The organism is Frankia alni ACN14a (genome assembly GCF_000058485.1).
In the GTDB taxonomy this organism is placed as follows: domain Bacteria; phylum Actinomycetota; class Actinomycetes; order Frankiales; family Frankiaceae; genus Frankia; species Frankia alni.
In genome coordinates this window covers 439,989-464,953 of record NC_008278.1, presented here as the reverse complement: position 1 = coordinate 464,953, position 24,965 = coordinate 439,989, and the positions used below count along the sequence as shown (strand labels likewise).

The 24,965-nt window shown below is 73.2% G+C and carries 21 protein-coding genes; 12 read left to right on the top strand and 9 right to left on the bottom strand.

What is annotated here, in order from left to right:
* Positions 1-291 precede the first annotated feature (291 nt).
* The 3 genes from FRAAL_RS01765 to FRAAL_RS01755 all read left to right on the top strand — a co-directional run bounded on the left by FRAAL_RS01765 (position 292) and on the right by FRAAL_RS01755 (position 3,984).
* Positions 292-2,088, top strand: coding sequence for an ABC transporter ATP-binding protein (locus FRAAL_RS01765; RefSeq protein WP_050996977.1), 1,797 nt, complete (start codon positions 292-294; stop codon positions 2,086-2,088).
* On the top strand, positions 2,085-2,555 hold the full coding sequence (locus tag FRAAL_RS01760) for an NUDIX domain-containing protein (RefSeq protein WP_041938676.1): 471 nt from the start codon (positions 2,085-2,087) through the stop codon (positions 2,553-2,555). Before FRAAL_RS01765 ends, FRAAL_RS01760 begins: the two co-directional genes overlap by 4 nt.
* 184 nt (positions 2,556-2,739) lie before the next feature.
* Positions 2,740-3,984 (top strand): ABC transporter substrate-binding protein, encoded by a 1,245-nt coding sequence (locus FRAAL_RS01755; RefSeq protein WP_063822588.1) that lies wholly within the window; start codon positions 2,740-2,742, stop codon positions 3,982-3,984.
* On the opposite strand, the gene FRAAL_RS01750 is transcribed toward FRAAL_RS01755, so the two are convergent.
* Both FRAAL_RS01750 and FRAAL_RS01745 read right to left on the bottom strand, forming a co-directional pair.
* A complete protein-coding gene (locus FRAAL_RS01750; RefSeq protein ID WP_011601646.1) occupies positions 3,898-5,469 on the bottom strand; it encodes an MFS transporter in 1,572 nt (523 codons plus the stop codon). The two genes, FRAAL_RS01755 and FRAAL_RS01750, sit on opposite strands and share 87 nt — an antisense overlap.
* A 230-nt stretch (positions 5,470-5,699) precedes the next feature.
* The gene (locus tag FRAAL_RS01745) at positions 5,700-6,311 is read right to left on the bottom strand and encodes a TetR/AcrR family transcriptional regulator (protein ID WP_011601645.1); all 612 of its coding nucleotides are present in this window, start codon (positions 6,309-6,311) and stop codon (positions 5,700-5,702) included.
* A 148-nt stretch (positions 6,312-6,459) separates the two neighbouring features.
* Here FRAAL_RS01745 and FRAAL_RS01740 point away from each other — a divergent pair, with 148 nt between their 5' ends.
* Positions 6,460-7,431 carry a TIGR03620 family F420-dependent LLM class oxidoreductase gene (locus tag FRAAL_RS01740; RefSeq protein ID WP_083866673.1) on the top strand — a complete coding sequence of 324 codons (972 nt, stop codon included), beginning with the start codon at positions 6,460-6,462 and terminating at the stop codon, positions 7,429-7,431.
* A 14-nt stretch (positions 7,432-7,445) separates the two neighbouring features.
* Here the strand turns inward: FRAAL_RS01740 and FRAAL_RS01735 are convergent, their stop codons facing one another.
* A complete protein-coding gene (locus FRAAL_RS01735; protein ID WP_157891953.1) occupies positions 7,446-7,982 on the bottom strand; it encodes a winged helix-turn-helix transcriptional regulator in 537 nt (178 codons plus the stop codon).
* 53 nt (positions 7,983-8,035) lie between these two features.
* Between FRAAL_RS01735 and FRAAL_RS35480 the strand changes: the two genes are divergently transcribed.
* From FRAAL_RS35480 to FRAAL_RS01725, 3 genes are all read left to right on the top strand, one after another.
* The gene (locus tag FRAAL_RS35480) at positions 8,036-8,164 is read left to right on the top strand and encodes a hypothetical protein (protein WP_256788085.1); all 129 of its coding nucleotides are present in this window, start codon (positions 8,036-8,038) and stop codon (positions 8,162-8,164) included.
* A 38-nt stretch (positions 8,165-8,202) separates the two neighbouring features.
* The gene (locus FRAAL_RS01730; RefSeq protein WP_157891952.1) at positions 8,203-9,342 is read left to right on the top strand and encodes an LLM class flavin-dependent oxidoreductase; all 1,140 of its coding nucleotides are present in this window, start codon (positions 8,203-8,205) and stop codon (positions 9,340-9,342) included.
* A 156-nt stretch (positions 9,343-9,498) separates the two neighbouring features.
* The gene (locus tag FRAAL_RS01725) at positions 9,499-10,533 is read left to right on the top strand and encodes a GntG family PLP-dependent aldolase (protein WP_306282564.1); all 1,035 of its coding nucleotides are present in this window, start codon (positions 9,499-9,501) and stop codon (positions 10,531-10,533) included.
* Between the two features lie 17 nt (positions 10,534-10,550).
* Here FRAAL_RS01725 and FRAAL_RS01720 read toward each other — a convergent pair whose 3' ends face one another.
* Positions 10,551-11,342: a VOC family protein gene (locus tag FRAAL_RS01720; protein ID WP_011601640.1), complete on the bottom strand. Its 792-nt coding sequence runs from the start codon at positions 11,340-11,342 to the stop codon at positions 10,551-10,553.
* A 218-nt stretch (positions 11,343-11,560) separates the two neighbouring features.
* Entirely contained in the window at positions 11,561-12,763 is a 1,203-nt protein-coding gene (locus tag FRAAL_RS01715) for a CaiB/BaiF CoA transferase family protein (RefSeq protein WP_041938675.1), read from the bottom strand.
* Between the two features lie 183 nt (positions 12,764-12,946).
* On the opposite strand from FRAAL_RS01715, the gene FRAAL_RS01710 reads away from it, so the two are divergent.
* A complete protein-coding gene (locus FRAAL_RS01710) occupies positions 12,947-14,830 on the top strand; it encodes an AMP-binding protein (protein WP_041938674.1) in 1,884 nt (627 codons plus the stop codon).
* Positions 14,831-15,032: 202 nt separating this feature from the next.
* On the opposite strand, the gene gad is transcribed toward FRAAL_RS01710, so the two are convergent.
* Positions 15,033-16,439, bottom strand: coding sequence for a glutamate decarboxylase (gene gad / locus FRAAL_RS01705; RefSeq protein WP_011601637.1), 1,407 nt, complete (start codon positions 16,437-16,439; stop codon positions 15,033-15,035).
* Positions 16,440-16,756: 317 nt separating this feature from the next.
* Here gad and FRAAL_RS33930 point away from each other — a divergent pair, with 317 nt between their 5' ends.
* Positions 16,757-18,037 (top strand): acyl-CoA dehydrogenase family protein, encoded by a 1,281-nt coding sequence (locus FRAAL_RS33930; RefSeq protein WP_011601636.1) that lies wholly within the window; start codon positions 16,757-16,759, stop codon positions 18,035-18,037.
* 78 nt (positions 18,038-18,115) lie between these two features.
* The gene (locus tag FRAAL_RS33925; protein WP_050996976.1) at positions 18,116-19,318 is read left to right on the top strand and encodes an acyl-CoA dehydrogenase family protein; all 1,203 of its coding nucleotides are present in this window, start codon (positions 18,116-18,118) and stop codon (positions 19,316-19,318) included.
* 101 nt (positions 19,319-19,419) lie between these two features.
* On the opposite strand, the gene FRAAL_RS01690 is transcribed toward FRAAL_RS33925, so the two are convergent.
* The 3 genes from FRAAL_RS01690 to FRAAL_RS01680 form a co-directional block, all read right to left on the bottom strand.
* The gene (locus tag FRAAL_RS01690) at positions 19,420-20,148 is read right to left on the bottom strand and encodes an aspartate/glutamate racemase family protein (protein WP_011601634.1); all 729 of its coding nucleotides are present in this window, start codon (positions 20,146-20,148) and stop codon (positions 19,420-19,422) included.
* 46 nt (positions 20,149-20,194) lie between these two features.
* The gene (locus FRAAL_RS01685; protein ID WP_050996975.1) at positions 20,195-21,793 is read right to left on the bottom strand and encodes an NCS1 family nucleobase:cation symporter-1; all 1,599 of its coding nucleotides are present in this window, start codon (positions 21,791-21,793) and stop codon (positions 20,195-20,197) included.
* A gap of 335 nt (positions 21,794-22,128) precedes the next feature.
* Positions 22,129-22,836 carry a GntR family transcriptional regulator gene (locus tag FRAAL_RS01680; protein ID WP_011601632.1) on the bottom strand — a complete coding sequence of 236 codons (708 nt, stop codon included), beginning with the start codon at positions 22,834-22,836 and terminating at the stop codon, positions 22,129-22,131.
* Between the two features lie 178 nt (positions 22,837-23,014).
* Here FRAAL_RS01680 and FRAAL_RS33650 point away from each other — a divergent pair, with 178 nt between their 5' ends.
* Both FRAAL_RS33650 and FRAAL_RS30140 read left to right on the top strand, forming a co-directional pair.
* Complete coding sequence (locus FRAAL_RS33650) at positions 23,015-23,665, top strand: GNAT family N-acetyltransferase (protein ID WP_041938673.1); 651 nt, start codon at positions 23,015-23,017, stop codon at positions 23,663-23,665.
* A 431-nt stretch (positions 23,666-24,096) separates the two neighbouring features.
* Positions 24,097-24,660, top strand: coding sequence for a GNAT family N-acetyltransferase (locus FRAAL_RS30140; protein ID WP_157891951.1), 564 nt, complete (start codon positions 24,097-24,099; stop codon positions 24,658-24,660).
* Positions 24,661-24,965 lie beyond the last annotated feature (305 nt).

Below are 24,965 nucleotides of genomic sequence, written 5' to 3'. Positions count from 1 at the left end.
TGATGCCCGCATCACAGCAACACACAGGAATGCCCAGGAAATCCACAGCCAGATCTCCCGCGAGCCCACTAGCGTGTCCATTCGTCGGCGATACCGCCGGCCCGGAGGAAAGGATTTCAACAATGCCGATCAAGAAGATTCTTCCGCTGCCTCCCAAGCCGAAGAGGCCGCGCCGGCAGCAGCCCCATCCGCTCCCCAGGAAGCCATCACACAGGTAACAGCGATTCGAATTCCTGCCCGGGGTGCGGTGATGACACCGCACCCCGGGCCGACCCGGGAAAGGCGGTGGGAATGCCGGCGCGACACGCCGCACGCGACGGGTCGACCGTGGCAGGCGGCGGGTCGACCGTGGCAGGCGGCGGGTCCGCCGCGACCCGCCGGGTGGTGCGCCGGCTGCGTCCCCTGGTCCGTCCCGAGCGCGGTGTGCTGCTCGGCGCGGCGGCGCTGCTGCTCGCCGGCACGGCCGCGGAGACGGTCACGGTGTGGCTCTTCGGCCGGCTCACCGACCGGGCGCTCGTCCAGGGTTCCCCCCGGGAGTTCTGTGCCCCGGCGGCGGTGTGGCTGGCCGTCGCCATCGCCGGCGGCATGTGCGGCTACGCGGGCCATCTCCTGGAGGCGAGGGCGTCAGGACGGTTGCTGGGACGGCTGCGCGAGGCGATGCTCGCCCGCCTGCACGTGCTCTCGCCGACCTTCTTCGCCCAGCGGCCGGCCGGCGACCTGCTGACCCGGTTCGGCTCGGACGTGGACGCCGTCGACGAGCTCGTCGGCACCGGTCTGGTCCAGGCCGTCACCACCGGCTGCGGCGTGGTGTGCTTCACCACGGCCGCCTTCGTCCTGTGCTGGGAGCTCGCGCTGCTGGCCTGCGCGGCGGCGCCGCTGCACTGGCTGCTCACCCGCCGGCTAGCGGGCCGGGTGCGGGCGGTGTCGCACGCCGAGCGGGCCGCCGAGGGCCGCATCGCCGCCGTCGCCGAGGAGAACATCGCGGCCAGCGCCCTGGTTCAGACCCACGGGATGGCGGCCCACGAGCTGCGCCGGCTGCGCCACCACGGTGCCGCCTGGCGCGACGCCCGGTTCGCCGCCCACCGGCTCGCTGCGGCGAACGCCGTGCTGGCCAGCCTGCTGGAGACCGTCTTCGTGCTGGCCGTCCTCGGCGTGGGCAGCTGGGAGATCGCCACTGGGCGGCTGACCGTCGGCGGCCTGCTGTCCTTCGCCGGCTTTCTCGGCTACCTGTACGGCCCGCTGCAGGAGCTCGGTGAGCTCGTCGTGGCGGTCGGCTCGGCGGTGGCCGCCGGGGAGCGGATCGCCGAGGTGCTCGACCACCCCGCCGAGGTGGCCGACGCTCCGGACGCCCGACCGCTGGGGCGCGTCCGTGGCCATCTCCGGTTCGAGCACGTGCACCTGACCTATCCGGACGCGCTCGGGCCGGCGCTGGACGGCGTCTCGTTCGCCCTGCGCCCCAGCGAGCTGACGGTGCTTACCGGCGGCAGCGGCGCCGGGAAGTCGACGGTGACCAGGCTGCTGACTCGCCTGCACGACCCGTCGGCCGGACGGATCCTGCTTGACGGGCACGACCTGCGCCGCGTGACCCTGGCCTCGCTGCGCCGCGCCGTGACCGTGGTGGCCCAGGACAGCCCGCTCGTCGACGGGACGCTGTGGGAGAACATCGCCTGGGGCGAGCCGGACGCCGACCCCGCGCGTGTGGCCGCCGCCGCGCGGGCCGCCGGGGTGGACGGGTTCGCCGCCCGGCTGCCCGACGGTTACGACACGCCGCTCGGGCAGAGCGGCCGGCGGCTGTCCGGCGGCCAGCGACGGCGGGTCACGCTCGCGCGGGGGCTGCTGCGCGACTCCCCCGTCCTGGTCCTCGACGAGCCGACGGCGGGGCTCGACGACACCGCGGCCGAGCCGCTGCTGCGCACCCTGCGCCGGCTCGCCGCCGACCGGACCGTCCTGGTGATCACCCACGACCTGCGGCTGGCGGCCCGCGCCGACCACCTCGTCGTCCTCGACCGCGGCCGGCTGGCCCGGCCGGCCAGCGAGTCCCTGTTCGGGCCGGATGGCCTGACCATCACCGGTAACGTGCGGCCATGACAGCGCTGCTCGACGACGTCGTGGCCCGGTCGAGGAAGGCGGTGGCGGCCGGCTGCCTGCTGCGCGACGCCGCCGGGCGCGTGCTGCTGGTGGAGCCGACGTACAAGCCGAACTGGGAGGTCCCCGGCGGGATCGCCGAGCCCGGCGAGTCCCCGCGCCAGACCGCGCAGCGCGAGCTGGGCGAGGAGCTCGGGCTCGACCTGCCGGTCGGGCGGCTGATCTGCGTCGATCATCTCGCCGCCACCCCGCGCCGGGCGGACGCGCTGCGGTTCCTGTTCGCTGTGGACGGTCCGCCGATCCCGGTGGACGCGCTCGCGCTACAGGCCGAGGAGATCCGCTCGGCCCGGTACTGCACAGCCGCCGAGGTCGCCGAGCGGGCCGCGGCTCGGCTGGCCCGCCGGATCGCCGCCTGCCTGGCCGCCCCGCACCTGCCCGTCTACCTGGAGGACGGCGACCCCGCCGGGTGAGCCTTCGGTGCCTGCCCCCGCTTCCCCTTGACCGGATTTATTACCTGGATAACATAGCTCACCATGTGAGCTGGGTAACATACCCGGTTCTCGCCGCCGAGCCCTTCCGACGGGCCGCGTGGGACGAGATGGAGGGGCTGTGGGCAGCACGGGTGTGTGGGGGAGGAGTCCGCGCCGAGCGCGGGTGGGAGCGGCGCTCCTGGCCGTCGGCCTGGGCCTGTTACCGGCCGCGTGCGGCAGTGACGGAGGCAGTGCAGGCGCGGGCGGGGGCAGCGCGGGCACAGCCTCGCCGGCCGGCTCGACCGCGACGCTGCCGCCGGGCACGAAGGCGGCCGGCGCGCCGGTGAAGGTCGGCTTCATCACCGCGGAGGGCGGCAGCGCGATCTCCCTGCCCGAGGTCCGCGAGGGCGCCCAGGCCGCCGCCGCCTACGCCAACGACTACCTCGGCGGCATCGGCGGGCGACCCGTCCAGCTCGTCGTCTGCAAGTCGCAGGAGGACGCGGCCTCCGCCCGCACCTGCGCCAACGAGATGGTCGAGCAGAAGGTCACCGCCGTGAACATCGGCACCACGGCCTTCGCCGACTCGATGGTCCCGGTCATCACCGGCGCCAGGATCCCCTACACGACGGGCGTGGCCGCCAGCGGCGCCGAGTTCGTCACCGACGGCGCCTTCTCCTGGACCGGCGGCTTCCCGGCGACCCTCGGCGTCATGGCGCAGACCGCCAAGGACAAGGGCTACAAGAGCGTCTCCCTGTTCGTCACGGACGCTCCCGCGGTGACCGCCGGCGCGAACGCCCTGGGCAAGCCGGTCTTCGCCAAGGCCGGCGTCGGCCTCGACATCGTCCCGATCCCGGTCGGCACGCCGGATGCCACCTCCCAGGTCACCGCGGCGATCGGCAAGAAGCCCGGCGCGGTGATCCTCGTCGGTGAGGGGACCTTCTGCAGCACGGTGCTCAAGAGCCTGGTCGCGGTCAACGCCACCCAGCCGAAGTTCGTCATCCAGCCGTGCCTGTCGAAGACCGTCGAGGACGCCGCCCCCGGCGCGCTGGACGGCGCGACGCTGTTCACCCCGGGCGACACCGAAGGCGACAACGCCGAGTCTCGGCTCTACCGGACGGTGATGGGCAAGTACGCGCCGAAGACGGCCCTCGACGGCTACGCAGTGACCGGCTACCAGAACCTGCTGGGTCTCGTCCGCGCGCTCAAGGGCCTCACCGGAGACGTCACCCCCGCCTCCGTGGCCAGCACGCTGAAGGCCGCCAAGGACGTCGTGCTGCCGGCCGGCGACGGGCTGACGTTCACCTGCGACGGCACCGCCATCCCGAACCTGAAGGCGCTGTGCTCAACGGGCTCGGTCGTCGCCACGGTCAAGGGCACCAGGGCGACCGACTACCGGACCGTGGACTCGGCCAGCCTGTTCGGCGGCTGATCCCGCACCTGTCACCCGTCCGGTCGGCGTCGGGGCCGAGCCAGGGCCTGGCTCGGCCCCCGCCGCCCTCACTCGGCCACTCCACCCGGCTGTTGCGCGTGGACGCAGCAGCCGGGTCAGACCGGCCACGGCGACGGCCACGACGACCAGCACCCACAGGCTCGCCGTGAACGCACCCTCGGCCGTCCCGGCACCGAAGAACACCACGCCGATCACGGCGACCCCCAGCGCGCCGCCGATCTGCTGCGCCATGGCCAGCACCCCCGCCGCGGCGCCCGCGTGGCGCGGGTCGACCCCCGCCAGCACCGTCGAGGACAGCGGGACGAGCACCAGGCCGATGCCGAGCCCGGTCACCGCGAGCCCGGGGACCAGGGCGAGGGCGCTCGCCGCCGACGCGGTGGCCACGAGCAGCGCGCCGCCCGCGGCGACACCGAGGGCGCCCACCGCGAGGACCCGGTGACCAAGCCGGTCGCCGAGCGGGCCGGCCAGGAACATCGCCAGCATGTAGCCGGCGCCGACTGCGGCGAAGACGATCCCGGAGAACAGTGCGCCGTAGCCGCGTCCCTGCTGGAGGTCGAGCGCGAGGACGAAGAAGAACGAGCTCGGGATCAGGGCGAACCCCAGCGCGACGCACGTGCCGACCGCGAAGGCGCGATGCCGGAACAGGCCGAGGTCGATCAGCGGCGCCCCGCCGCGGGCGGCGAGCCGGCGCTGGCGGACGACGAACCCGGCGGCCACGGCCGGCGCGGCGGCCAGGCAGCACCACACCCACCCCGGCCAGCCGCGTTCCCGCCCCTCCACCAGCGGCAGGATGAGCAGGGTCGCGGCCGCGGTCACGAGCGCGGCGCCGGCCAGGTCCAGCCGCGCCCGCGGTCCGCGCGACTCCGGCAGGACGCGCCGGGCCGCGGGCATGGCGAGCAGACCGACCGGCACGTTGATGAGGAACACGGCCCGCCAGCCCGAGCCGGCGAGGTCCGCCTCGATGAGCGCGCCGCCGATGAGCTGGCCGAGGACCCCGGCGATCCCCATCGCGAACCCGTAGGCCGCGAACGCCGGCCCCCGGCGCCGCCCGACGTAGAGGATGCCGAGGATGGCCAGCACCTGCGGGGTGAGCAGCGCGCCGGACGCGCCCTGCAGGAACCGGGCGACCACGAGCACCTCGGCGTTCGGGGCGAGGCCGCAGGCCGCCGATGTGAGGGTGAACAGCGCGAGCCCCACCAGGAACATCCGGCGCCGGCCGTGGAGGTCACCCAGTCGCCCCCCGGTGACCATTCCGACCGCGAAGGTGAGCCCGTAGCCGGCGACGACGAGCGACAGCGTCGCCGACCCGGCGGCCAGGTCCGTCTCGATCGACGGCAGCGCGACGTTGACGATGAAGAAGTCGAGGAAGGTGACGAACGTGCCGGCGAGCACCACGACCAGTGGCAGCCAGCCGGCCGTCCGCGCACCGTCGGTCCGCGGCGGAGCAGGCGTAGACGATGTCACGGATCTCCCAGAGCAGCCGGCATCCCCACGGCGTTGCCGCCCGCGCGAGCGGCCGGCCGTCTGATGCCGAGAACGGATCGGATCGGTGGCGGCGAGGGAACCTCCCCGCCGCGCCCGATCCTCCGGACGCCCGCGGATCCCGTCGATTACGCGCGAGGTAATGCCGCCCCGCCGGACGTCACCACTCGGGTCCGGGCGACGGAAGGACGAGGCCACGGGGCCTCGGGTGCCTACCGCCCGGCGTCGGCCTGCATGACCCCGGACTGCATGACCCCGGACTGCGCGGGGCGGGGAGCCAACCCCTCGACGGTCAGATGCAGCAGGCGGTCAGGGGCGAGGCTGCCGGGCAGGGCCGCCGAGGTCTGCTCGTGCGCCCAGGACAGCCCGCTGACCAGGGTGAACAGCTCTAGGACGGTGACGTCGGGGCGGATCCGCCCGGCCTGCTGGGCGGCGCGGAGCAGATCGCCGCCGGCGGTGCGCATCGCCTCGCAGGCGGCGTGCAGCTCGCTGGCGGGGTCGAGCAGGGGCTGCATGAGAACCGCGGTGAGCCCGCGGTAGGTGCCGTTGAAGGCGACGAGTTCGCGCAGCCAGGCGAGCAGCGCCGGGCCGGCGGGCCGGGCGGCCGCTGCCACGCCGGCGGAGGCGGTCAACCGCTGGAACTCCTCGCGCAACACCGCCTCCAGCAGCGCCTCCCGGGCGGGAAAGTGCCGGTAGAGGGTGCCCGTACCCACGCCGGCCCGGCGGGCGATGTCCTCCAGCGAGGCGCCGGTGCCGTGCTCGGCGAAGGCCACCCGGGCCTCCGCCAGCAGCCGCTCGTAGTTGCGGCGGGCATCGGCGCGCATGGTGCGTGTCCCGCTCGCGCCACCCACGCTCCCACCCCCGGTCCGGTGCCGCCTCGACGTGGCTAACCGGAGCCTACCTCCACTATGGTGGTGAACCACAGATCGGAGGCAGCCTCCGGTTAGCTCGCCAGCAGACGAGGGAGCGGTGATGACGACGGTGAACACGGCGACGGGGCCGACGGCGGGCACGCAGGCGGCGACGGTCGGGGCGGTGAGCACGGCGCGGGTGGTCACCGAGACGCGCCGACGGCTCGGCCGGTACGGCGTGTGGCTGGCCGCGGCCACCCTGCTCGCCACGCCGGTGGCGGTCCAGCGCCGCCAGTTCGACCGCATCGAGCGCCTGGGTTACGGCTCGCTGTGGGGCGCCGAACCACCGGCCGGCGCGCCGACCGGTGGCCGGGAGGCGTTCACCCAGCACGCGCTGATGCTGGCCGCGACCGAGCGGATCGTCGTCGGCACCGGCATCGCCAACGTGACCGTCCGCGAGCCGGCCACCATGCACACCGGGGCCGCCACCCTCGCCGAGGCGTATCCGGACCGGTTCGTGCTCGGGCTTGGCGGGCAGCAGGGGTCACGCCCGCTGACCGCGCTCGGCGACTACCTGCGGGCGGTGGACGACGTCGCGGCCTGGCTCCTGCCCGCGCCGCGCTACCCGCGGGTGCTCGCCGCCCTGGGACCGCGCGCCCACCGGCTCGCCCGCGACCACGCCGACGGGGTGCACCCCTTCCTGCAGCCGGTGGCGCACACCGCCGCGGCCCGCGCCGCCGTCGGCCCGGACCGGCTGGTCATCCCGCATCAGGCCGTGACGCTCGAGGCCGACCCGGCGACCGCTCGGGGACGGTTGCGCGCCGTCTTCAACGCCGGGGCGGGAGCCGCGGAGTCCCCGTACACCAGCAACTACCGGCGCCTCGGCTACGGCGACGCGGACCTGTCCGGCGCACGCAGCGACCGGCTGGTCGACGACATCCTCGCCTGGGGGGACGAGGCCGCCGTGGCGGCGCGGCTGGGCGCCCACCTGACCGCCGGTGCCGACCACGTGCTCGTCCACCCGTTCGCCGCCGACCTCCCGGCGGCCGTCGACCAGCTCGAACGGCTGGCCCCGCTACTGACCGGCAACTGAGGTCAACGCCCGGCCTACTCCCGGCCTGCGTCGTACTCCCGGCGCCCGTCGTACTCCTGCCGGGCATCGTCGATCTGGTCCATGTGCTCCAGAGCCCAGCTCATCAGCGCCCAGGCCGTGTCGAGCAGTGTCCGGCCGAGCTCGGTCAGCTCGTAGTCGACCCGCGGCGGGACGACCGGATGCACGGTCCGGCGGACCAGGCCGTCGCGTTCAAGCCCGCGCAGGGTTGAGGTCAGCATGCGTTGGCTGATGCCCGGCACGGCCCGCCGCAGCTCGGTGAAACGGTGGCTGCCCCGGCCGAGCTCGCTGACCACCGCCAGCGTCCACTTGTCGCCGACCCGGTCGAGGATCTCGCGGACCCGGCACGTCGCGTCGTCGCGGATCGCCAGAACCGTCGCCGCCCGCGTGTCGACCGGCCCGCCACCGTTCTGGCCGACCGCGCCGCCCTTCCGGCCGACCACACTGCCTTTCCGGCCGGCCACGCCGCCGTTCGGGCCATCCCCATCGCCACTCGGGCCACCCCCGTCGCCGACGGCGGACTTCGCGCGCATGGTTACCTCCACGTCACCGAGGCAGAAAATAGTGCCGTCTTCCGAGGCACTCGATGGTTCCGCAGAATCGATCCAGTTACCAGAAGGAGCCATCGACCCGCATCGGAGTGACCATCGTGGAGCGGGAGGCCTTCCCGGACCGCGCCACCATCGTCCTGATCCGCGCGGCGCTGGGCTTCTGACCAGCATCGCCCGACGTGCGCAACAGTGGGGAAGCAGTGTGAAGTTCCTGGCCAGCACGCTGGCGGCGCGCGATGTCGGCGGCGCTGCCGTGACCACGACGGCGACGGCGACGCGGTCGTCTCCGGCGGCGGAGCACGAGCGGGAGCGGCTGCGGGCTCTGGTCGACCTCGCGACCTGGGCCGAGGGCGTGGGCTACGACGCGTTCGGCGTCGGCGAGCGGCACAATCCCGCGTTCCTGTCGTCCGCCCCTGCCGTACTGCTCGGCCACATCGCCGCTCGGACCAGCCGGATCCGGTTGGTCACCACCGTCGCCGTGCTTTCGCTGGCCGACCCGGTCCGCGCCGCCGAGGAGTACGCCACCCTCGACCAGCTCAGCGACGGGCGCCTCGACCTGGTCATCGGCAAGGGCAACGATCCGGTCTCACCGGGCATGTTCGGCGTCGACGCCGCCGAGCTCTGGGATCGGCTGGCGGAGAACTACGAGCTGTTCCGCCGGCTGTGGCGGGAGGAGAACGTGACCTGGACGGGCCGCTTCCGCCCACCGCTGCACGGGGCGACGACCCGCCCGCGGCCGTTGCAGCAGCCGGCGCCGCGCGTCTGGCACGGCTCGGCGTCCAGCGAGCGGTCGAGCGACCTCGCCGCCCGCTGGGGCGACCCGCTGTACTCGGCGAACGGCTTCCGCCGCACCAATCACTACCTCGCGCTCGTCCAGCGCTACCGCGACCGGCTCGTCCATCACGATCACGACCCGGCCGCCACGCCGCTCGCCCTCGGCGTGCACTCCCCTGTCATCACCGACCGCTCGCAGGACGCCCTCGCACTCGCCCGCCCCGCCTTCGCCGCGTTCCGCGACCTCCCGGTGGCCCGGCAGAACCACTTCCCGTTCGGCTCGCTGGAGGACTTCATCGACAACGGCTCGGCCCTCGTCGGCACCGCCGACCAGATCATCGAAAAGCTGCTCGACCTGCACCGGCGCTTCGGCAACCAGGTCCTCGGCATCGGGGTGGAGGGCTTCTTCCTCACCGACCCCGCCACCACCCGCGCCCACCTGGAACGCTTCTTCGCCGAGGTCGCCCCCACCCTGCGCGCCGAAGTGCCCTCCGCCGTCTGGACCCCCGAGCCGCCGGGACCTCAGGACCCCGGGGAGCGGCGTCGTCTGTCTGCTCCACCGGGATAAGTCGGGGCGTGGCCACTAGCATCGCCCATCGTGACCATCGACGCTTCCCGTGACGGTAGTCCCAGGCCCGACGCGACGGGCGGTGGCGACCAGATTGCCGCGTCGGCCTCGCGGTCGGCGGCTCGACCGGCGGCCAGGCCGGCCGGGCCGGTCGATCTGCGCAGCGACACGGTGACCCGGCCGACCGCGGCGATGCGCCGGGCGATGGCGGAGGCGGAGGTCGGCGACGACCACTATGGCGAGGACCCGTCGGTGCGGGCCCTGGAGGAGTACGCCGCGGACCTGCTCGGCCACGCAGCGGCCGTGTTCATGCCAAGCGGGACCATGGCCAACTTCGTCGCCCTGCGCGCCAGCGCCCAGGTCGGCACCGAGATCATCGCCGACACCGAGGCCCACATCGTGACCTACGAGATGGGCGGCCTGGCCGCGCTCGGCGGCCTCCAGACCCGCACGTTGCCCGGCCTCGTCGACACCGCGGACCTGGCGGACGTCGCCGCGACAATCCGCTCGCACAGCGTCGACGGCAACTACAACATGATCCGCACAAGCGTGCTGGCCGTGGAGAACACCGCCGCCCGGGCCGGCGGGCGGGTCTGGGCGCCGGCCCGGCTGGACCAGTTCCGCGACCTCGCCACCGCCGCCGGCATCGCGCTGCACTGCGACGGCGCCCGGCTGTGGAACGCGGCCGTGGCCGGCGCCGTCGAGCCGCGCCGGCTCGCGGAGCCGTTCACGACCCTGTCGGTCTGCCTGTCCAAGGGGCTCGGCGCCCCGGTCGGATCGCTGGTGATCTGCGACGCCGGCCGGGTCGACGAGGTCCGGACCTGGCGCCGGCGCCTCGGCGGCGCGATGCGCCAGTCCGGCGTGCTGGCCGCGGCGGGCCTGCACGCGCTGCACCACCACCTCGAACGCCTCGCCGAGGACCACCGGCGGGCAGGCGAGCTCGCCGCGCTGCTCGCCGACGCCGCGCCCGGCCGCGTGGACCCCAAGCAGGTCGAGACCAACATGGTCCTCGTCGAGGTCGCCGACGCCGCCCGGTTCGCCCGCAGCGCCGCGGAGCAGGGCGTGCTGGTCGGCGCGACCGGCCCGAGCACCCTGCGGATCGTCACCCACCTCGACGTCGACGACGTGGGCATCCGCCACGCCGGATCGGTCCTCGCCGGCCTGCTGCGCGCCGAGCCGGCGGCCGCCTAGAACCGGTCGCGGCGGGCTCAGCTCGCGGCAGGCGTCGAGACGTTCGGCCCGAGCAGCTTGAACACGGCGCCGGTGGGGTCGGCGGCCGCGGCGAGGCGACCATACGGAGTGTCCTCGGCCGGCAGGACGACCGAGCCGCCGAGCGCGGCGGCCCGCTCCAGCGTCGCGTCCGTGTCCGCCGTGGCGAAGTACACCGACCAGTGCGCCGGCACGCCGTCCGGCAGGAAACCGCTCGCATCCATGATCCCGGCGTGCGCGGCGTCGCCGGGCCCGTAGGTCGAGTAGCGGAACTCCGGGGTGTCGGCGGCGACGTGGACATCCCAGCCGAAGACATCACGGTAGAAGGGGACCGCGGCGTTGTAATCCCGGGTGAGCAGCTCGAACCAGCCCGGCGCGCCCGGCTCGGCGGCGACCCCGAAGCCGCTGTGCGTGCCGGGCTGCCACAGGCCGATGGCCGCGCCGCCCGGGTCGGTCACCACGGCCATGACACCGAGGTCGGCCACGGCCATCGGCCCGACGATCACTCCACCGCCGTGCTCGGTCGCGGCGGCGACGGTCTTCTCCGCATCGGGCGTGGACAGGTAGACCGACCAGCCGTCGGGGGCGTCCATCCCCGGCTGCTTGGGCATCAGACCGCCGATGCGGACGCCGTCCTTGGTGAGGTTGGTGTAGCCGCCGAACTCGGGGGCGGGCTCCTCGGCCGCCCAGCCGAACAGCTCACCGTAGAACGCCTTGGCACCGGCGGCGTCGGAGGTCATCAGGTCGACCCAACAGGGGGCGCCGGCGGGGATGTTGTCTCGCGTGGGCATGGTGACTCCTTCGAGTGCTGCGAACCGTGCCACCACCCTGGACCCCACCACCGACAGTTTTTTCTCGTCGCCCGGCGGGACGCCACCCGGAGGCCACGGTGAGCCCACGGTTCGGACCCGCGGCGGGACTGTGGACCGGGTGGCATCGGTGCCGCGGAACGCCTGTGACCAGGGCCTACCCACGCTCTGGTCGGCGCATCCCGGCAGGGGCTCGGTGCTCAGGGCTCGGCGATGACCTTGTCGTCGAGCAGGCGGAGGATCTCCGTCTCGCCGTAGCCGAGCTCGGTGAGGACCTCGCGGGAATGCTGGCCCAGGGTCGGTCCAGCGCGCCGGGCCGCCGGCAGCTCGTCGTCGAACTGCACCGGAGCGGCCGCGAGCCGGACGTCGGGATGCTCGGGGTGCTGCATGAGATAGCCGTTGGCGACCACCGCCGGGTCGGCGACGACCTCCATCGGGGTCGCGAAGAACGAGAAGATGCACCCCTGGGCGCGCAGCTTCGCCTCCAGCTCGACGTGGTCGAGTGCGGTGATCACCGCATTGATCCGCTCGTGGATCACCGGCCAGCCCGCTCGGCGCGAGGCCGGGTCGGGGAAACGGGGGACGAGATCGTCCAGGCCGAGCGCCCGGCAGGCCTGCTCCCAGTAACGCGCCTCGTCGATCATCATCAGGGACACCCACCGGCCGTCGACGGTCCGGTACTGGCGCACGAGCGGCGAGATCTGCTCGTCGGCCGCCATCGGCATCTGCCCGCCGGCCAGGGTGGTGTAGGCCAGATCGGGCCCGAGCGTCCACGCCGCCGAGCCGAGCAGGGAGGTGTCGACCACGATGCCCTTGCCGGTCCGCCCCACGTGGACGAGCCCGGCGCAGATCCCGCCGGCGAGGAACATTCCGCTGGGGCCGTCGCCGAGGGCCGGGCGCTGCTTGGTCGGGCGCGTCGCGTCCGCGTCGGTCAGGACGTGGGCCACGCCGCCGCGCGCCCAGTACGAGACCCCGTCGAAACCACCGGCCTCGGCGTCGGGTCCGCGCTGCCCCTGGCCGTGCCCACGCGCATAGACGATGGTCGGGTTCAGCGCGAAGATGTCGGCCGGTTCCGTGCGCAGCTTGCGGCGGACGCGGGGAAGCTGGTTGGTGATGTACACCTCGGCCCAGCGCACGAGTTTTTCGAAGATCTCGCGCCCCGCGGGCTGCTCGACGTCTAACGCGATGCCGCGCTTGTTGCGGTTGAACAGCTCGAACTGGAAGTCGTAGCCGTCCTTCGTGGCGACCATGCCGCTGGCGATGATCCGGCGCATGGCGTCGCCGGCGAGCCGCTCGATCTTGACCACGTCCGCACCGAAGTCGCCGAGCGCCGCGGCGGCCGACGGCACGAAGCCGTGCTCGGAGAAGTCGAGGACCCGGACGCCCTCCAACGGTCTGGTCATGGCTGCTCTCCCTGTCTCGATTCGCTTTTGCGCGGAACGTAACACCACCACCTGGGCCGAAGTCATGATCAGCGCGGCAGGCCCGGGCCGCACCCCGCACGCCCGGTGTGCCGCTCGAGGCGGTGGGCGACCGGGTGGCGGGAATGCGCTCCGGCGGTCGCCGGGCGCGGGAGGATGCCGGTCATGGGCGCATACCAACGGGAGTACGACCGAGCCGCGAACGATCCCGAGGGGTTCTGGGCGGACGCCGCACAGGCACTCGACTGGACCCGGCCGCCGCGGCGGATCCTCGACGCCACCAGGGCGCCGTTCACCCGCTGGTTCCCCGACGCCGAGCTCAACACCTGCGCCAACGCCCTCGACCGGCACGTCGCCGCGGGCCGGGGCGACGCGCTCGCGCTGATCTACGACTCGCCGGTCACCGACACGGTCCGCCGCTTCACCTTCGCCGAGCTGACCGACGAGGTGGCGCGCGCCGCCGGGGCGTTGGCCGCGCTCGGGGTCGGCCGCGGCGACCGGGTCATCATCTACCTGCCGATGATCCCCGCGGCCGTGGTGAGCATGCTCGCCTGCGCCCGGCTCGGCGCGGTGCACTCCGTGGTCTTCGGCGGGTTCGCCGCGGCCGAGCTCGCCGCCCGGATGGACGACGCGCAGGCGAAGGTCGTCGTCAGCGCCTCCTGCGGCATCGAACCGACGAGGCTGGTGGCGTACAAGCCGATCCTCGACGAGGCGATCGCGCTGGCCGCCCACGCTCCCGCCGCGACCCTCATCGTCCAGCGGGACCGCCAGCGCTGCTCGATGGTCGCCGGCCGGGACCACGACTGGGACGCGGCTCTGGCCGCCGCGGCGCCGCACCCGCCCGTGCCGGTCGCCGCCACCGACCCGCTCTACATCCTCTACACGTCGGGCACGACCGGCCGGCCGAAGGGGATCGTGCGCGACAACGGCGGCCACGGCGTCGCCCTGACCTGGTCGATGGGCACCATCTACGGGGTCCGGGCGGGGGACGTCATGTGGGCGGCCTCCGACGTGGGCTGGGCGGTCGGGCACTCGTACGCGGTCTACGCCCCGCTGCTCGCCGGCGCGGCGACCGTGCTCTACGAGGGCAAGCCGGTGGGCACGCCGGATGCCGGCGCCTTCTGGCGGGTCGTCGCCGAGCACGGGGTGAACGTGCTGTTCACCGCGCCGACGGCGATCCGGGCGATCAAGAAGGAGGACCCGGCGGGCGCCCTGGTGCGCGGGTACGACCGCTCGTCGCTGCGCGCACTGTTCCTGGCCGGCGAACGCCTCGACCCGGCCACCTACGACTGGGCCGTCGCCACCCTGGGCATCCCGGTGATCGACAACTACTGGCAGACGGAGACGGGCTGGCCCATCTGCGCCAACCCGATCGGCCTGGAGCCGCTGCCCACCCGCGCGGGCTCCCCCACCGTGCCGATGCCGGGCTACGACGTGCGGGTGCTGGACCCGGCGGGCCAGCCCGTCCCCGCCGGCACGGAGGGCGCGATCTGCCTGCGCCTGCCGCTGCCGCCCGGCACCCTGCCGACCCTGTGGGAGGACGACGACCGGTACGTCGCGTCCTACCTGTCCGCCTTCGACGGGTACTACCTGACCGGCGACGGCGGCTACGTCGACGCCGACGGGTACCTGTTCGTGCTGGGCCGCACCGACGACGTGATCAATGTGGCCGGGCACCGGCTGTCCACCGGATCGATGGAGGCCGTCCTCGCCGCGCACCCCGCCGTGGCCGAGTGCGCCGTCGTCGGCGTCGCGGACGCGTTGAAGGGGCAGGTGCCGCGCGGGCTGGTGGTGGTGAAGACCGGAGTCGAGATCGGGCCGGACGCCCTCGCCGCGGAACTGGTCGCCCGCGTCCGCGCGGAGATCGGGCCGGTGGCCGCGTTCCAGCGGGTCGACGTGGTGGCGGCCCTGCCCAAGACCCGCTCCGGCAAGATCCTTCGCCGGACCATGCGCGAGATCGCCGACGGCCGCTCCCCCGCCGTCCCGCCGACCATCGAGGACGCCACCGTCCTCGACGCCCTGCGCCCCGTCCTCACCGCCGCCCCCTGACCACCCACCCGCCGCAACCCCCGCCCCCGCCCCGGCCGGCTATCCGGAGGGATAAATCGGACGCCCGAGGCCTCCGGATAAGCGGGCGGGGCCGCAGCACCGATCCGCGGCACATTTCCCGGCTATCCGGAGGGATAAATCGGACGCCCGAGGCCTCCGGACAGGTGCGGCGGCCGACGGCTCGGCGAGCCGCGCGAGGTCGTCAGTGGTGGAAGGAGGCCGCCTCGCCGTCCGGCGGGGGCGGCGGGAGGGGCCGCCCGGCGCCGCTCAGCCTGTCCACGACCCGGCGCAGGTCGGCGACGAGCAGCCCGGCGAGATCGCGGCTGAACTCGTGGCGTACCACGATCCGCAGCACGGCGAGGTCGGTCAGGTCCGGCGGGAACCGGTAGGCGGGCACCAGCCAGCCGCGGGTACGCAGCAGCTCGGAGATGTCGAAGACGGTGTAGTCGGTGATCTCGTCGCGCAGCCGGAACGCGAACGCGGGAATCCCGCTGCCGTCCGAGACGAGCTCGAAGGGACCCATCCGGGCCACCTCGTCGGCGAGCCACCGGGCGTTGTCCCGGCACGCCTGAGCCACCCGGCGGTAGCCGGCGAAGCCCAGTTGGAGCAGCGTGTAGTACTGCGTGACGACCTGAGCCCCCGGCCGGGAGAAGTTCAGCGAGAACGTCGGCATCTTCCCGCCGAGGTAGTCCACCTCGAACACGAGCTCGTCCGGCAGGTGGGCGCGGTCGCGCCACAGCACCCAGCCGACCCCCGGGTAGACCAGCCCGTACTTGTGCCCCGAGGCATTGATCGACACGACCCGGTCGAGCTGGAAGTCCCAGACCAGTTCGGGGTCGCAGAACGGGGCGACGAACCCGCCGGACGCGCCGTCGACGTGCACCGGCACGTCCGGGCCACCCGCGGCGGCCAGGCGGTCGAGTGCGGCGGCGATCTCGGCGACCGGCTCGTAACTGCCGTCGAACGTCGAGCCGAGGATCGCCACGACGCCGATCGTGTTCTCGTCACAGCGTGCGGCGGCCTCGTCTGCGGTCAGGTGCGTGCGGCCCGGCGCCATCGGAACCAGCCGTGGCTCCACGTCCCAGTAGCGGGCGAACTTGTCCCAGCACACCTGGACGTTGACGCCCATGACGAGGTTCGGCCGGTCGGCCGGGGCGCCCGCCGCCCGCCGCCGGGCCCGCCAGCGGCGCAGCAGCGCCAGGCCGGCGAGCATGCACGCCTCGGAGGAGCCGGTGGTCGAGCAGCCGACCGCATGCTCCGAGTCGGGGGCGTGCCACAGGTCCGCGAGGATGTTGACGCAGCGCTTCTCCAGCTCCGCCGTCTGCGGGTACTCATCCTTGTCGATCATGTTCTTGGATGCGCACTCGGCCATCAGCCGATCGGCCTGGGGGTCCATCCAGGTGGTCACGAACGTCGCCAGGTTCAGCCGCGCGTTGCCGTCGAGCATCAGCTCGTCATGAACGATCTGGTAGGCGGTCTCGGGCGAGATCGACTCCCGCGGGATCCGGAACCGGGGGACGACCACGTCCTCCCCCGGCCGGACCAGCTGCGGCCGCACGTCGACCGTCTGCTCCGCCTGCGACCCACTCGCCTTCCCGTGCAGAGCCATCCGGTGTCCCCTCCAGTCGGGTCATCTCCAGCAGGGTCATCCCCCGGCCGGCCCTCATCGGCGCACCCGAGTCTGCAACGCCCCAGTCTGCAACGCCCGAGTCCGGCAACGGTCAGCGACATCCCGGTGACCGCAGGTCGCGGCGGGCCGCCTCCTGCCGGCGGTGAGACGTCCCGGCAGGACAGCCGCCTGCCGGGCCGAAATCCGACCATCCACTGCAATTGTTTGACCGCGCGCCACACCACCTGTTTGAGTCGGTGACGGATGCCACACCACGTGACCTCACCCACTGCTTCCGCCCCGCGCGAGGAGGGCCCATGAGCTCGGAGTTCGCCTGGTCAGCCGAGCAGGTCGAGCTGCGTCGGACGGTACGTGCGTTCGCCGCAGAGGTCAGTCCGCAGGAGGAGGTCCGGCGGCTGATGGCCTCGCCGCTCGGCCACGATCCCGCCGTCTGGTCCCGGCTCGGCGAGGAACTCGGCGTGCTCGGACTCGCCACGGACGAGGAGTACGACGGCGTCGGCGACGGGCTGGTCTCCCAGGCGGTGGTGATCGAGGAGCTGGGCCGGGCGCTCGTGTGCGGGCCGCTGCTCGGTTCGATCATCCTCGGTGCCACGGCGCTGGGGGGCCTGAGTGACAAGGCGGCGCGGGCGGAGCTGCTGCCGGGGCTCGTCGCGGGCCGCACCACCGCCGCGCTGGCGGCGCCGCTGCACCGGGGCGGGTTCGACCCGGCCGCCGTCACCGTGACCGCCACCGCCCGCCCCGGCACCGCCGCACCGGGCGGCACCCCTTCCTCCGACGGCACTCCCTCCCCGGGCGGAGCCGCGACCGCGGGGTACACGCTGCGCGGGTCCGTCGCGCACGTGCTGGACGGCGCCGCGGCGGACCTGCTGCTCGTCGCCGCGGCGATCGGCGGCACGGACGGGAACGGCGCGGACGGGGACGGCGCGGCCGAGGGCAAGGACGTGGACGGGGACAAGGACGGCTACGGGGGCGCCGTCGGGCTGTTCGCCGTGAGCGCCGAGGCCGCCGGGCTGGTCCGGCAGTCCACGCCGACGATGGACCTCACCCGGCGGCAGGCCACCGTCAGCTTCAACGACGTCCCGGCCCGGCTGCTCGCCGCGGCGCCGGAGGCCGCGGCCGTTCTCGCCACCACCGCGGAGACCGCCGCCGTGCTGCTGGCCGCCGAGCAGGTCGGCGCCGCTCAGTACCTGCTCGATCTCTCCGTCGAGTACGCCAGGACCCGGCTGCAGTTCGGTCGGCCGATCGGGTCGTTCCAGGCGGTCAAGCACCTGTGCGCCGACATGCTGGTGCTGGTCGAGCAGGCCCGTTCGGTGGCCTACCACGGGGCGTGGGCGCTCGACGAGGGCACCGACGACCCGCGCATCGCGGCGAGCCTCGCGCAGTCGGTGTGCTCGACGGCGTTCACCCAGGTCGCGGCGATGGCCGTGCAGGTGCACGGCGGGATCGGCTTCACCTGGGAGCATCCCGCCCACCTGTATCTCAAGCGCGCCTACACCGACGCAGCCCTGTTCGGCGGCGCCGAGGCGCACCAGGAGCGACTGGCCCAGCTCGTCCTCGACGACACCGACGGCCGCTAGCCCGCCGCCGCAGCCCGCGCCCCGCGCAGGCACCAGCAACCTTTGGCACGACGTGACGACGACAGGCGGGAGACGGCGATGAGCGCCGAGACGGCCAACACCCTGGCTGCGCCGGGGGCTTCGCAGGACGATCGGGCACGCGTCGAACAGGCCGCCCACGCAGTGGTCGCCGGCCTCGACCCGGCGACCGCGACGACGGCGGAGTTCCTCGGCGCCTGCTACGACGCGGGTCTGGCCTGGGTGCACTTCCCCGTCGGCTTCGGCGGCCTCGGCCTGCCCGCCGGGCTGCAGGCGGTCGCCGACGCGATCCTGGCGGCAGGCGGTCGGCCCGACCCGTTCCTGAACAACCCGATCGGCGTCGGCATGGCCGGCCCGACCCTGCACGGCCACGCCGACTCCGAGCTGCGGGCGAGGCTGCTGCGCCCGCTGTACACCGGCGAGCAGATGTGGGCCCAGTTGTTCAGCGAGCCGGGCGCGGGCTCCGACCTCGCCGGGTTGTCGACCCGCGCGGTGCGCGACGGCGACGACTGGGTCGTCGACGGGCAGAAGGTGTGGACGAGCCTCGCGCACCTGGCGAGCTGGGCACTGCTGCTGGCCCGGACCGACCCGGACCTGCCCAAGCATCGCGGGCTGACGTACTTCATCGTCGACATGCACGCCCCCGGCGTCGAGGTCCGGCCGTTGCGGCAGGCCACCGGCCAGGCCGAGTTCAACGAGGTCTACCTGACCGGCGTGCGCGTCCCCGACGCCCATCGCCTGGGCGACGTCGGCCAGGGTTGGAACGTCGCGATGACCACGCTGATGAACGAGCGCTCCGCGATCGGCGACTCCGCGCTCGGCCGCGGCTCCGGCACGATCGCCGACGCGCTCGACCTGTGGCGGGACCGGCCCGACCTCCACAGCCCGGCGCTGCGGCTGCGGCTGGCCGACCTGTGGACGCAGGCCGAGGCCTACCGGCTCACCGGGGAGCGTGCCCGCGTCGCCCGCACCGCCGGGCCGCCCGGACCGGAGGCGTCCATCGGCAAGCTCGTCGGCGCCGAGCTCAACCAGAAGATCTACGACTTCTGCATGGAGATGCTCGGCCCCGAGGGCACCCTCTACGACTCCTACGACGATCCGTCCGACAGCCTGCAGCGCCGGTTCCTGCGGGCCCGGGCCAACACCATCGAGGGCGGGACGTCGCAGATCCTGCGCAACGTGCTCGGCGAGCGGGTGCTCCGGCTGCCCGGCGACGTCCGCGTCGACACCGGAAAGCCCTGGCGGGACGTCCCCCGCGGCTGACCGAGCCGCCGCAACCAACCCCCCGAGCCGCCACGACTCGAACCGCCGCAGCCGGCTGGAACCGCCGCAACCGACCGAACGACCGCAACCGGACCGGGGCGTCAGGAGCCGAAGCCGTGCAGCAGGCCGGTGTACGGCTTGCGGGGCGGCGGGGCGTACTCGCCCCGGCCGCTGCTGCGCAGCCCGAGGCCGGCGAGGCCGGCGACCGCCGCCGTGGCGACGGACACGCCGTCGATCACCGGGATGCCGAGGTCGGCGGACAACGCGGCGCACAGGTCCGCCATCCCGGCGCAGCCCAGCACGATCACGTCGGCGCCGTCGGCGTCGCGTGCCGCCCGGCACTCGGCGAGCACCCGGGCCGGGGCGCCCGGGTCGCTGTCGAGGGCCAGGACCGGCAGGTCGCAGGCCCGCACGCTGCGGCAGACCGGACGCAACCCGTACCGGTCGACGAGTTCGGCGGCCCGGCCGCGGGTGCGGTCCAGGGTCGTGACGACGCTGAAGGCCCGGCCGAGGCAGCTCGCCGCCCGCATCGCCGCCTCGGCGATGCCGAGCACCGGCCCGGCCGCGAGCTCCCGGGCGGCGTCGACCCCCGGGTCACCGAAGCAGGCGATGACGTACCCGGCGGCGCCGTCCTCCTCGCCGGCGGCGATCTCGGCGAGGATGCCCGGGACGCTGAGGGCCTCGTCGTAGTGGCTCTCGATCGACGCCGGGCCCATCTCCGACGTGACCGCCTCGACGAGGACGCCCGGACGGGCCGCGAGCTGGGCGGACTTGTCGATCAGCGTGGTCATGGCGACGGTGGTGTTCGGGTTGATGACCCTGATGAGCATGGGCGCGGGCCGTCCAGGTCGATCGTTCGCCGGCAGGGGATCGCGGCTAGCGGGCGGCCGGTTCCTGGCTGGCCTGGGGCGCACGCGGCGCCGGCACGGGGGCGGGCCGCAGCGAGGTCGCGGTGATCGGTGAACGTCGGGCGAGCACGTAGTAGACGGCCAGGCCGAGGCCCATGCCGATGAACCAGCTGTACTGGCCCGCGGTGCCGATCCAGGAGATCGCCGAGGACGGCACCACCACGGTGACCATCGCGACGACGGCACCGACCGCGGTGGCGATGACCGCCGGCGGGTTGACGCCCTTGCGGTACCAGTAGGTGCCCTGCTCGGACATCGTGAACAGGTCATCGACCACCACGACCCGGCGGCGGATCACATAGAAGTCACAGATCAGCACCCCGAACAGCGGGCCGATGAAGGCGCCCAGGGTCTCCAGCGTGTAACGAATGACATCCGGGTTGTTGTACAGGTTCCACGGGGTGATGAGCACCGATCCGACGGCGGCGATCATGCCGCCGGCGCGCCAGCTGATCCGCTGCGGGCTGACGTTCGAGAAGTCGAAGGCCGGCGAGATGAAGTTCGCGACGATGTTGATGCCGATGGTGGCCGTCGTGAACGTCAGCGCGCCGAGGACGATGGCGAAGGTGCTGTCGATACGGGCAACCGTCTGCACCGGGTCGGTGATGAGTTCGCCGAACACCGGAATCGTCAGCGACGAGGTGAGCACCACCAGCAGGGAGAAGACGAGGAAATTCACCGGCAGACCGAGCAGGTTGCCCCTTCGGACCGCGCCGAACGACTTCCCGTACCGGGCGAAGTCGCCGAAGTTCAGCATCGGGCCGGAGAAGTAGGAGACGACCAGCGCGATCGCCCCGAGCATCAGGGAGATCGTCGATCCGTGGTGGTCCCCGCTGCCGATGTTGAGGCTCATCGCGCCCCAGCCGGCCCGGTAGATGAGGTAGCCGGTGAGCGCGAACATGACGACGTACACGGCTGGCCCGCAGAAGTCGATGAACCGGCGGATCGTCTCCATCCCGGTCCAGAAGACGGCGGCCTGCAGGACCCACAGCACCGCGAAGCTGCACCAGCCGAGCAGCGGAAGACCCAGGAAGCCGTACTGGTGGACGTCGGCGTACGGGGTGAGCCCGGAGAAGAGCTTCAGCAGCACGACGTCGAGCGCGGCCGAGGCCAGATAGGTCTGGATGCCGTACCAGGCGACGGCGATCAGGCCACGGATCACGGCCGGGACGTTCGCCCCGAGGACGCCGAACGGCGCCCGGCAGATTACCGGGTAGGGCACCGCGCCCTGCTGACTCGGCCGAGCGACGAGGTTACAGAAGAAATAGACGATGGTAATGCCCACCAGCAGCGCGACCAGAACCTGCCAGCTCGTCAGCCCGAGCGCGAACAGGCTGCCGGCGGTCACGTAGCCGCCGACGCTGTGCACGTCCGACATCCAGAAGGCGAAGATGTTGTAGGCGGACCAGCCCTGTTCCTTCAGCGGCGCCAGGTCCGCATTGTGGAGGCGGGGGTCGTACCCCTCTTCCACGACAGCCACCCCGGCCGGCCCGGCGGTCTCGACGAGACCACCGGGAGCCGTTTCCGGGCTCCGCGATCGCGCCGCGGAGGTCACGGACTCGGTCATTGTTTCTCCCTCGATCGACTGCACGGTCCGGATGTATGATCGGGCGTCGGCCGACCTGCCGAAATCGCCGACATGCCGAAATCGCCGACATGCCGAGAGAACCGACCTGCCGAATGCACCGACCTGCCGAATGCACCGACGGGTCGCCGGCATCACGGCCGGCATCGGCACCGGACCGCCCTGGTCGAGCGAGATGATTCCGGTGTCCGGCTGCTGTCGAGAAAGCGTAGGGCGGCGATGTTTCTGTCGAATGACGCGACAGATATATCCGGACCAGCCCGGACCATCGGCGGGCCGCCACATCGCCGGCCCGTCTGCGTCTCCCCGGGGGCCGCTCAGCCCTGGCCGAGCTCGCCGGACTCCGGCAGGGCCAGCACGAAGTTCTGCAGGCGGCCGTGGTGCAGGCGCGAGACCTCCAGCAGCGCGGCCGCGTCGCGGGCCCGGAAGGCGTGCAGCATCCGTTCGTGGTCGTCGTTGAGCAGGTCCACGGCGTCCCGTGAGGCGTAGTCCATCGGCCGGGCGGGCTCGGTCATGTTCCAGGCGGACTCGAACATGCGCGCCAGGCGCGGCATGCCGCCCGCGTTGACGAGCGCGAGGTGGAACCGCCGGCTCTCCCGGTGGTGGCCGCGGGAGTCACCCGCCCGGATCGCCTCCGACGTGGCGGCATGCGCCTGGGAGACCAGCGCGTCGTCCGCGGCGGTCGCCCGGCGCACCGCGGCGCCGAGGGCCGCCGCCTCCAGCGCCTCTCGCACCAGGTAGAACTCGCGCAGCTCGCCCGGGGTGAGTGTCGCGACGGTGTAGCCCGCCCGGGAGCGGTGCTCCACCAGGCCCTCCCCGACGAGGCTCATCAGCGCCTCCCGGACCGGAATCCGGCTCACCTGGTAGCGCGCGGCCACCTCGTCGACGGGGATGGGCAGGCCCGGCGCCGCCGCGCCGTCGAGGATCACCCGCTTCAGCTCGCGCAGAATCGCCTCGCGGGCGGAGCCGCTCCAGCTCGTGGACAGGGTCGCGACCCAGGCGGTGGGCGGCCGGGGAACTCGCATCGCACCCTCCAGTAGGGCCACGGCCGGCAGACGCGGTCCCGGCACGATGCGGGGACTGTAGTCCCGGTCTGTTTCGTCCCGTCCACGGGCAGATCTCGCCGCGCTCACGCCGGACCGCGGGCGCCGGCGTCGCATCGCCGTTACCCGCGCGATGCGGCGAACGGGCAGGATCGGACAGGTGCGCATACGGCGGGCGTCCGAGGAGGACTGGGACAGGATCTGGCCGGTGTGGCGGGCCGTCGTGATCGAGGGTGAAACCTGCCCCTGGGAGCCCGACACCGGTGAGGAGACCGCCCGCGCCGTCTGGATGCTCCCGCCGCCTGCCGAGGTGCTGGTCATGGAGGAGGAGGTCGAGGCGGACGGGGCGGCGCAGGTGGCGCAGGTGGCGGACCGGGCCCCGGGCGCGACGACCGTCGTCGCGACCGCGCTGCTGACGCCGAGCCTGCCGGGCCTCGGCAACCACGTGGCGCAGGCGATGCTGCTGGTCGATCCGAAGCGGATCGACCAGGGGGGGCCGCGCGCCGGCGCCGGTCCGTACGAGGATCACGGGCCCTACGGCGGCCCGGCGTCCCCCACCCGTGGGCGTGCCGGCGGTCACTGGGAGAGCGTCAGCCGCCAGGCCGCCGAGGAGATGATCGACTACGCCACGGACCTGGGTTACCAGGCGATGCAGGTTCACGTCGTCGCGGCGAACCCGAAGCTGGTCTCGCTGTGGCGGTCGCTGGCGTTCCGCCAGGTCGGCACGCTACCCGCCGCCTACCGCCATCCCTGGCTTGGCAACGTCGACCTCTACGTCATGTACCGCTTCCTGCCGCCGCGCGAGCGCTGAGCCGACCGACAGGCGCTGCACCCCGGCACGGCAGCATGGCCAGCCCACCATGACCTGGTAACCACATCAATCGCACCGGGAGACAGGTCTCCCCCCACACAGCGGGGCACCGCGGCAGCATCACACACATCTAAGTGCAAAGCAAAAAACCACCAGTCCTCCACGTAAGCGCCCTCATTGTCGCATCATGTGAACCATGGTCTTTCCTGCGGGACCAGCGACGGGTGTCTCCGCCCATGCTCCGACGCCGAGGCACCACGGGCGCGGTAGTCTTCGAATGCCCGGGGGATGGAGCCCGAGGCTCCGTCTCGTCCCCGGCGTGTCCGGCTCGACACTGCCGACCGGCCATGCCGCTCGTGCGACCTCGCGGCGCCGATTCGGGAGCGGACAGTGTTGTCGAGGCCGTCCCGGCGGTGCTGGAGGGATTCACAGTGGAGTCGCGGCTCGAAGTGCGCTTGGTCGAGAGAGAGGATCTCCTTCCTCTGCACGCGGTCGACCGGGAGGTCTTCGGCGAGCTGGCGTACCCGTACTTCGCTCTCCGGCAGCTCTTCGACGCGCATTCCGGGGAGATCCTCGTCGCGCGCATCGACGGCAGGCTCTGCGGCTACTCCCTGACCATGACGTCACGTACGTCGGATATCGGCTGGTTCCAGGGCCTTGGGGTCGTCCCGGGGCTTCGCGGGCACCGCATCGGGCGCCGACTCGCCTGCGACGCGTTGACGCTGCTGTTCGAGCACGGCATTCAGCACGTGCGACTGGCCGTCCGCGAGGAGAACATCGTGGCGACCAATCTCTACGAAAGCCTCGGTTTCCATCGAACCTCCAAGGAAGTGGACTACTTCGGCTCCGGCGAGAACCGGGTCCTGATGACCTGTCGGTTGACCCAGGCGATCATTCGCTCGTGGTCCGCAGAGGTCTCGTCGACGCCCGTCCGGACGGTGGATGTCGGCGCCGTCGCGCCGGATCGCGCCGACGCGCCGTCCACCCCGCGCTGAGCCGCCCGCCGACCTCCCGTCCTACCGCGCCGGCCTCCCGTCCTACCGCGCCGACCGGCGCCTGCCCGCACCGGCCGGCGGACGCCGGATGCCCACACCGGCGGCCGGCGGGCGCGGTGTGCCGCCGATCGGGTCGCGGCGCCTCGGCGCACCATCCCGCGGCGCCTCCTCGACCGCCGGACACGCTCGCCGGGATCCTGTCTCCCACGACGGCGCCGCCCGGGCCCGGCTACGCCCACCACCGGCCGCGGAGGCGCGTCCGATGACCACGCGGACTGATCCGCTTCCGGAGGCGGACCAAGGAG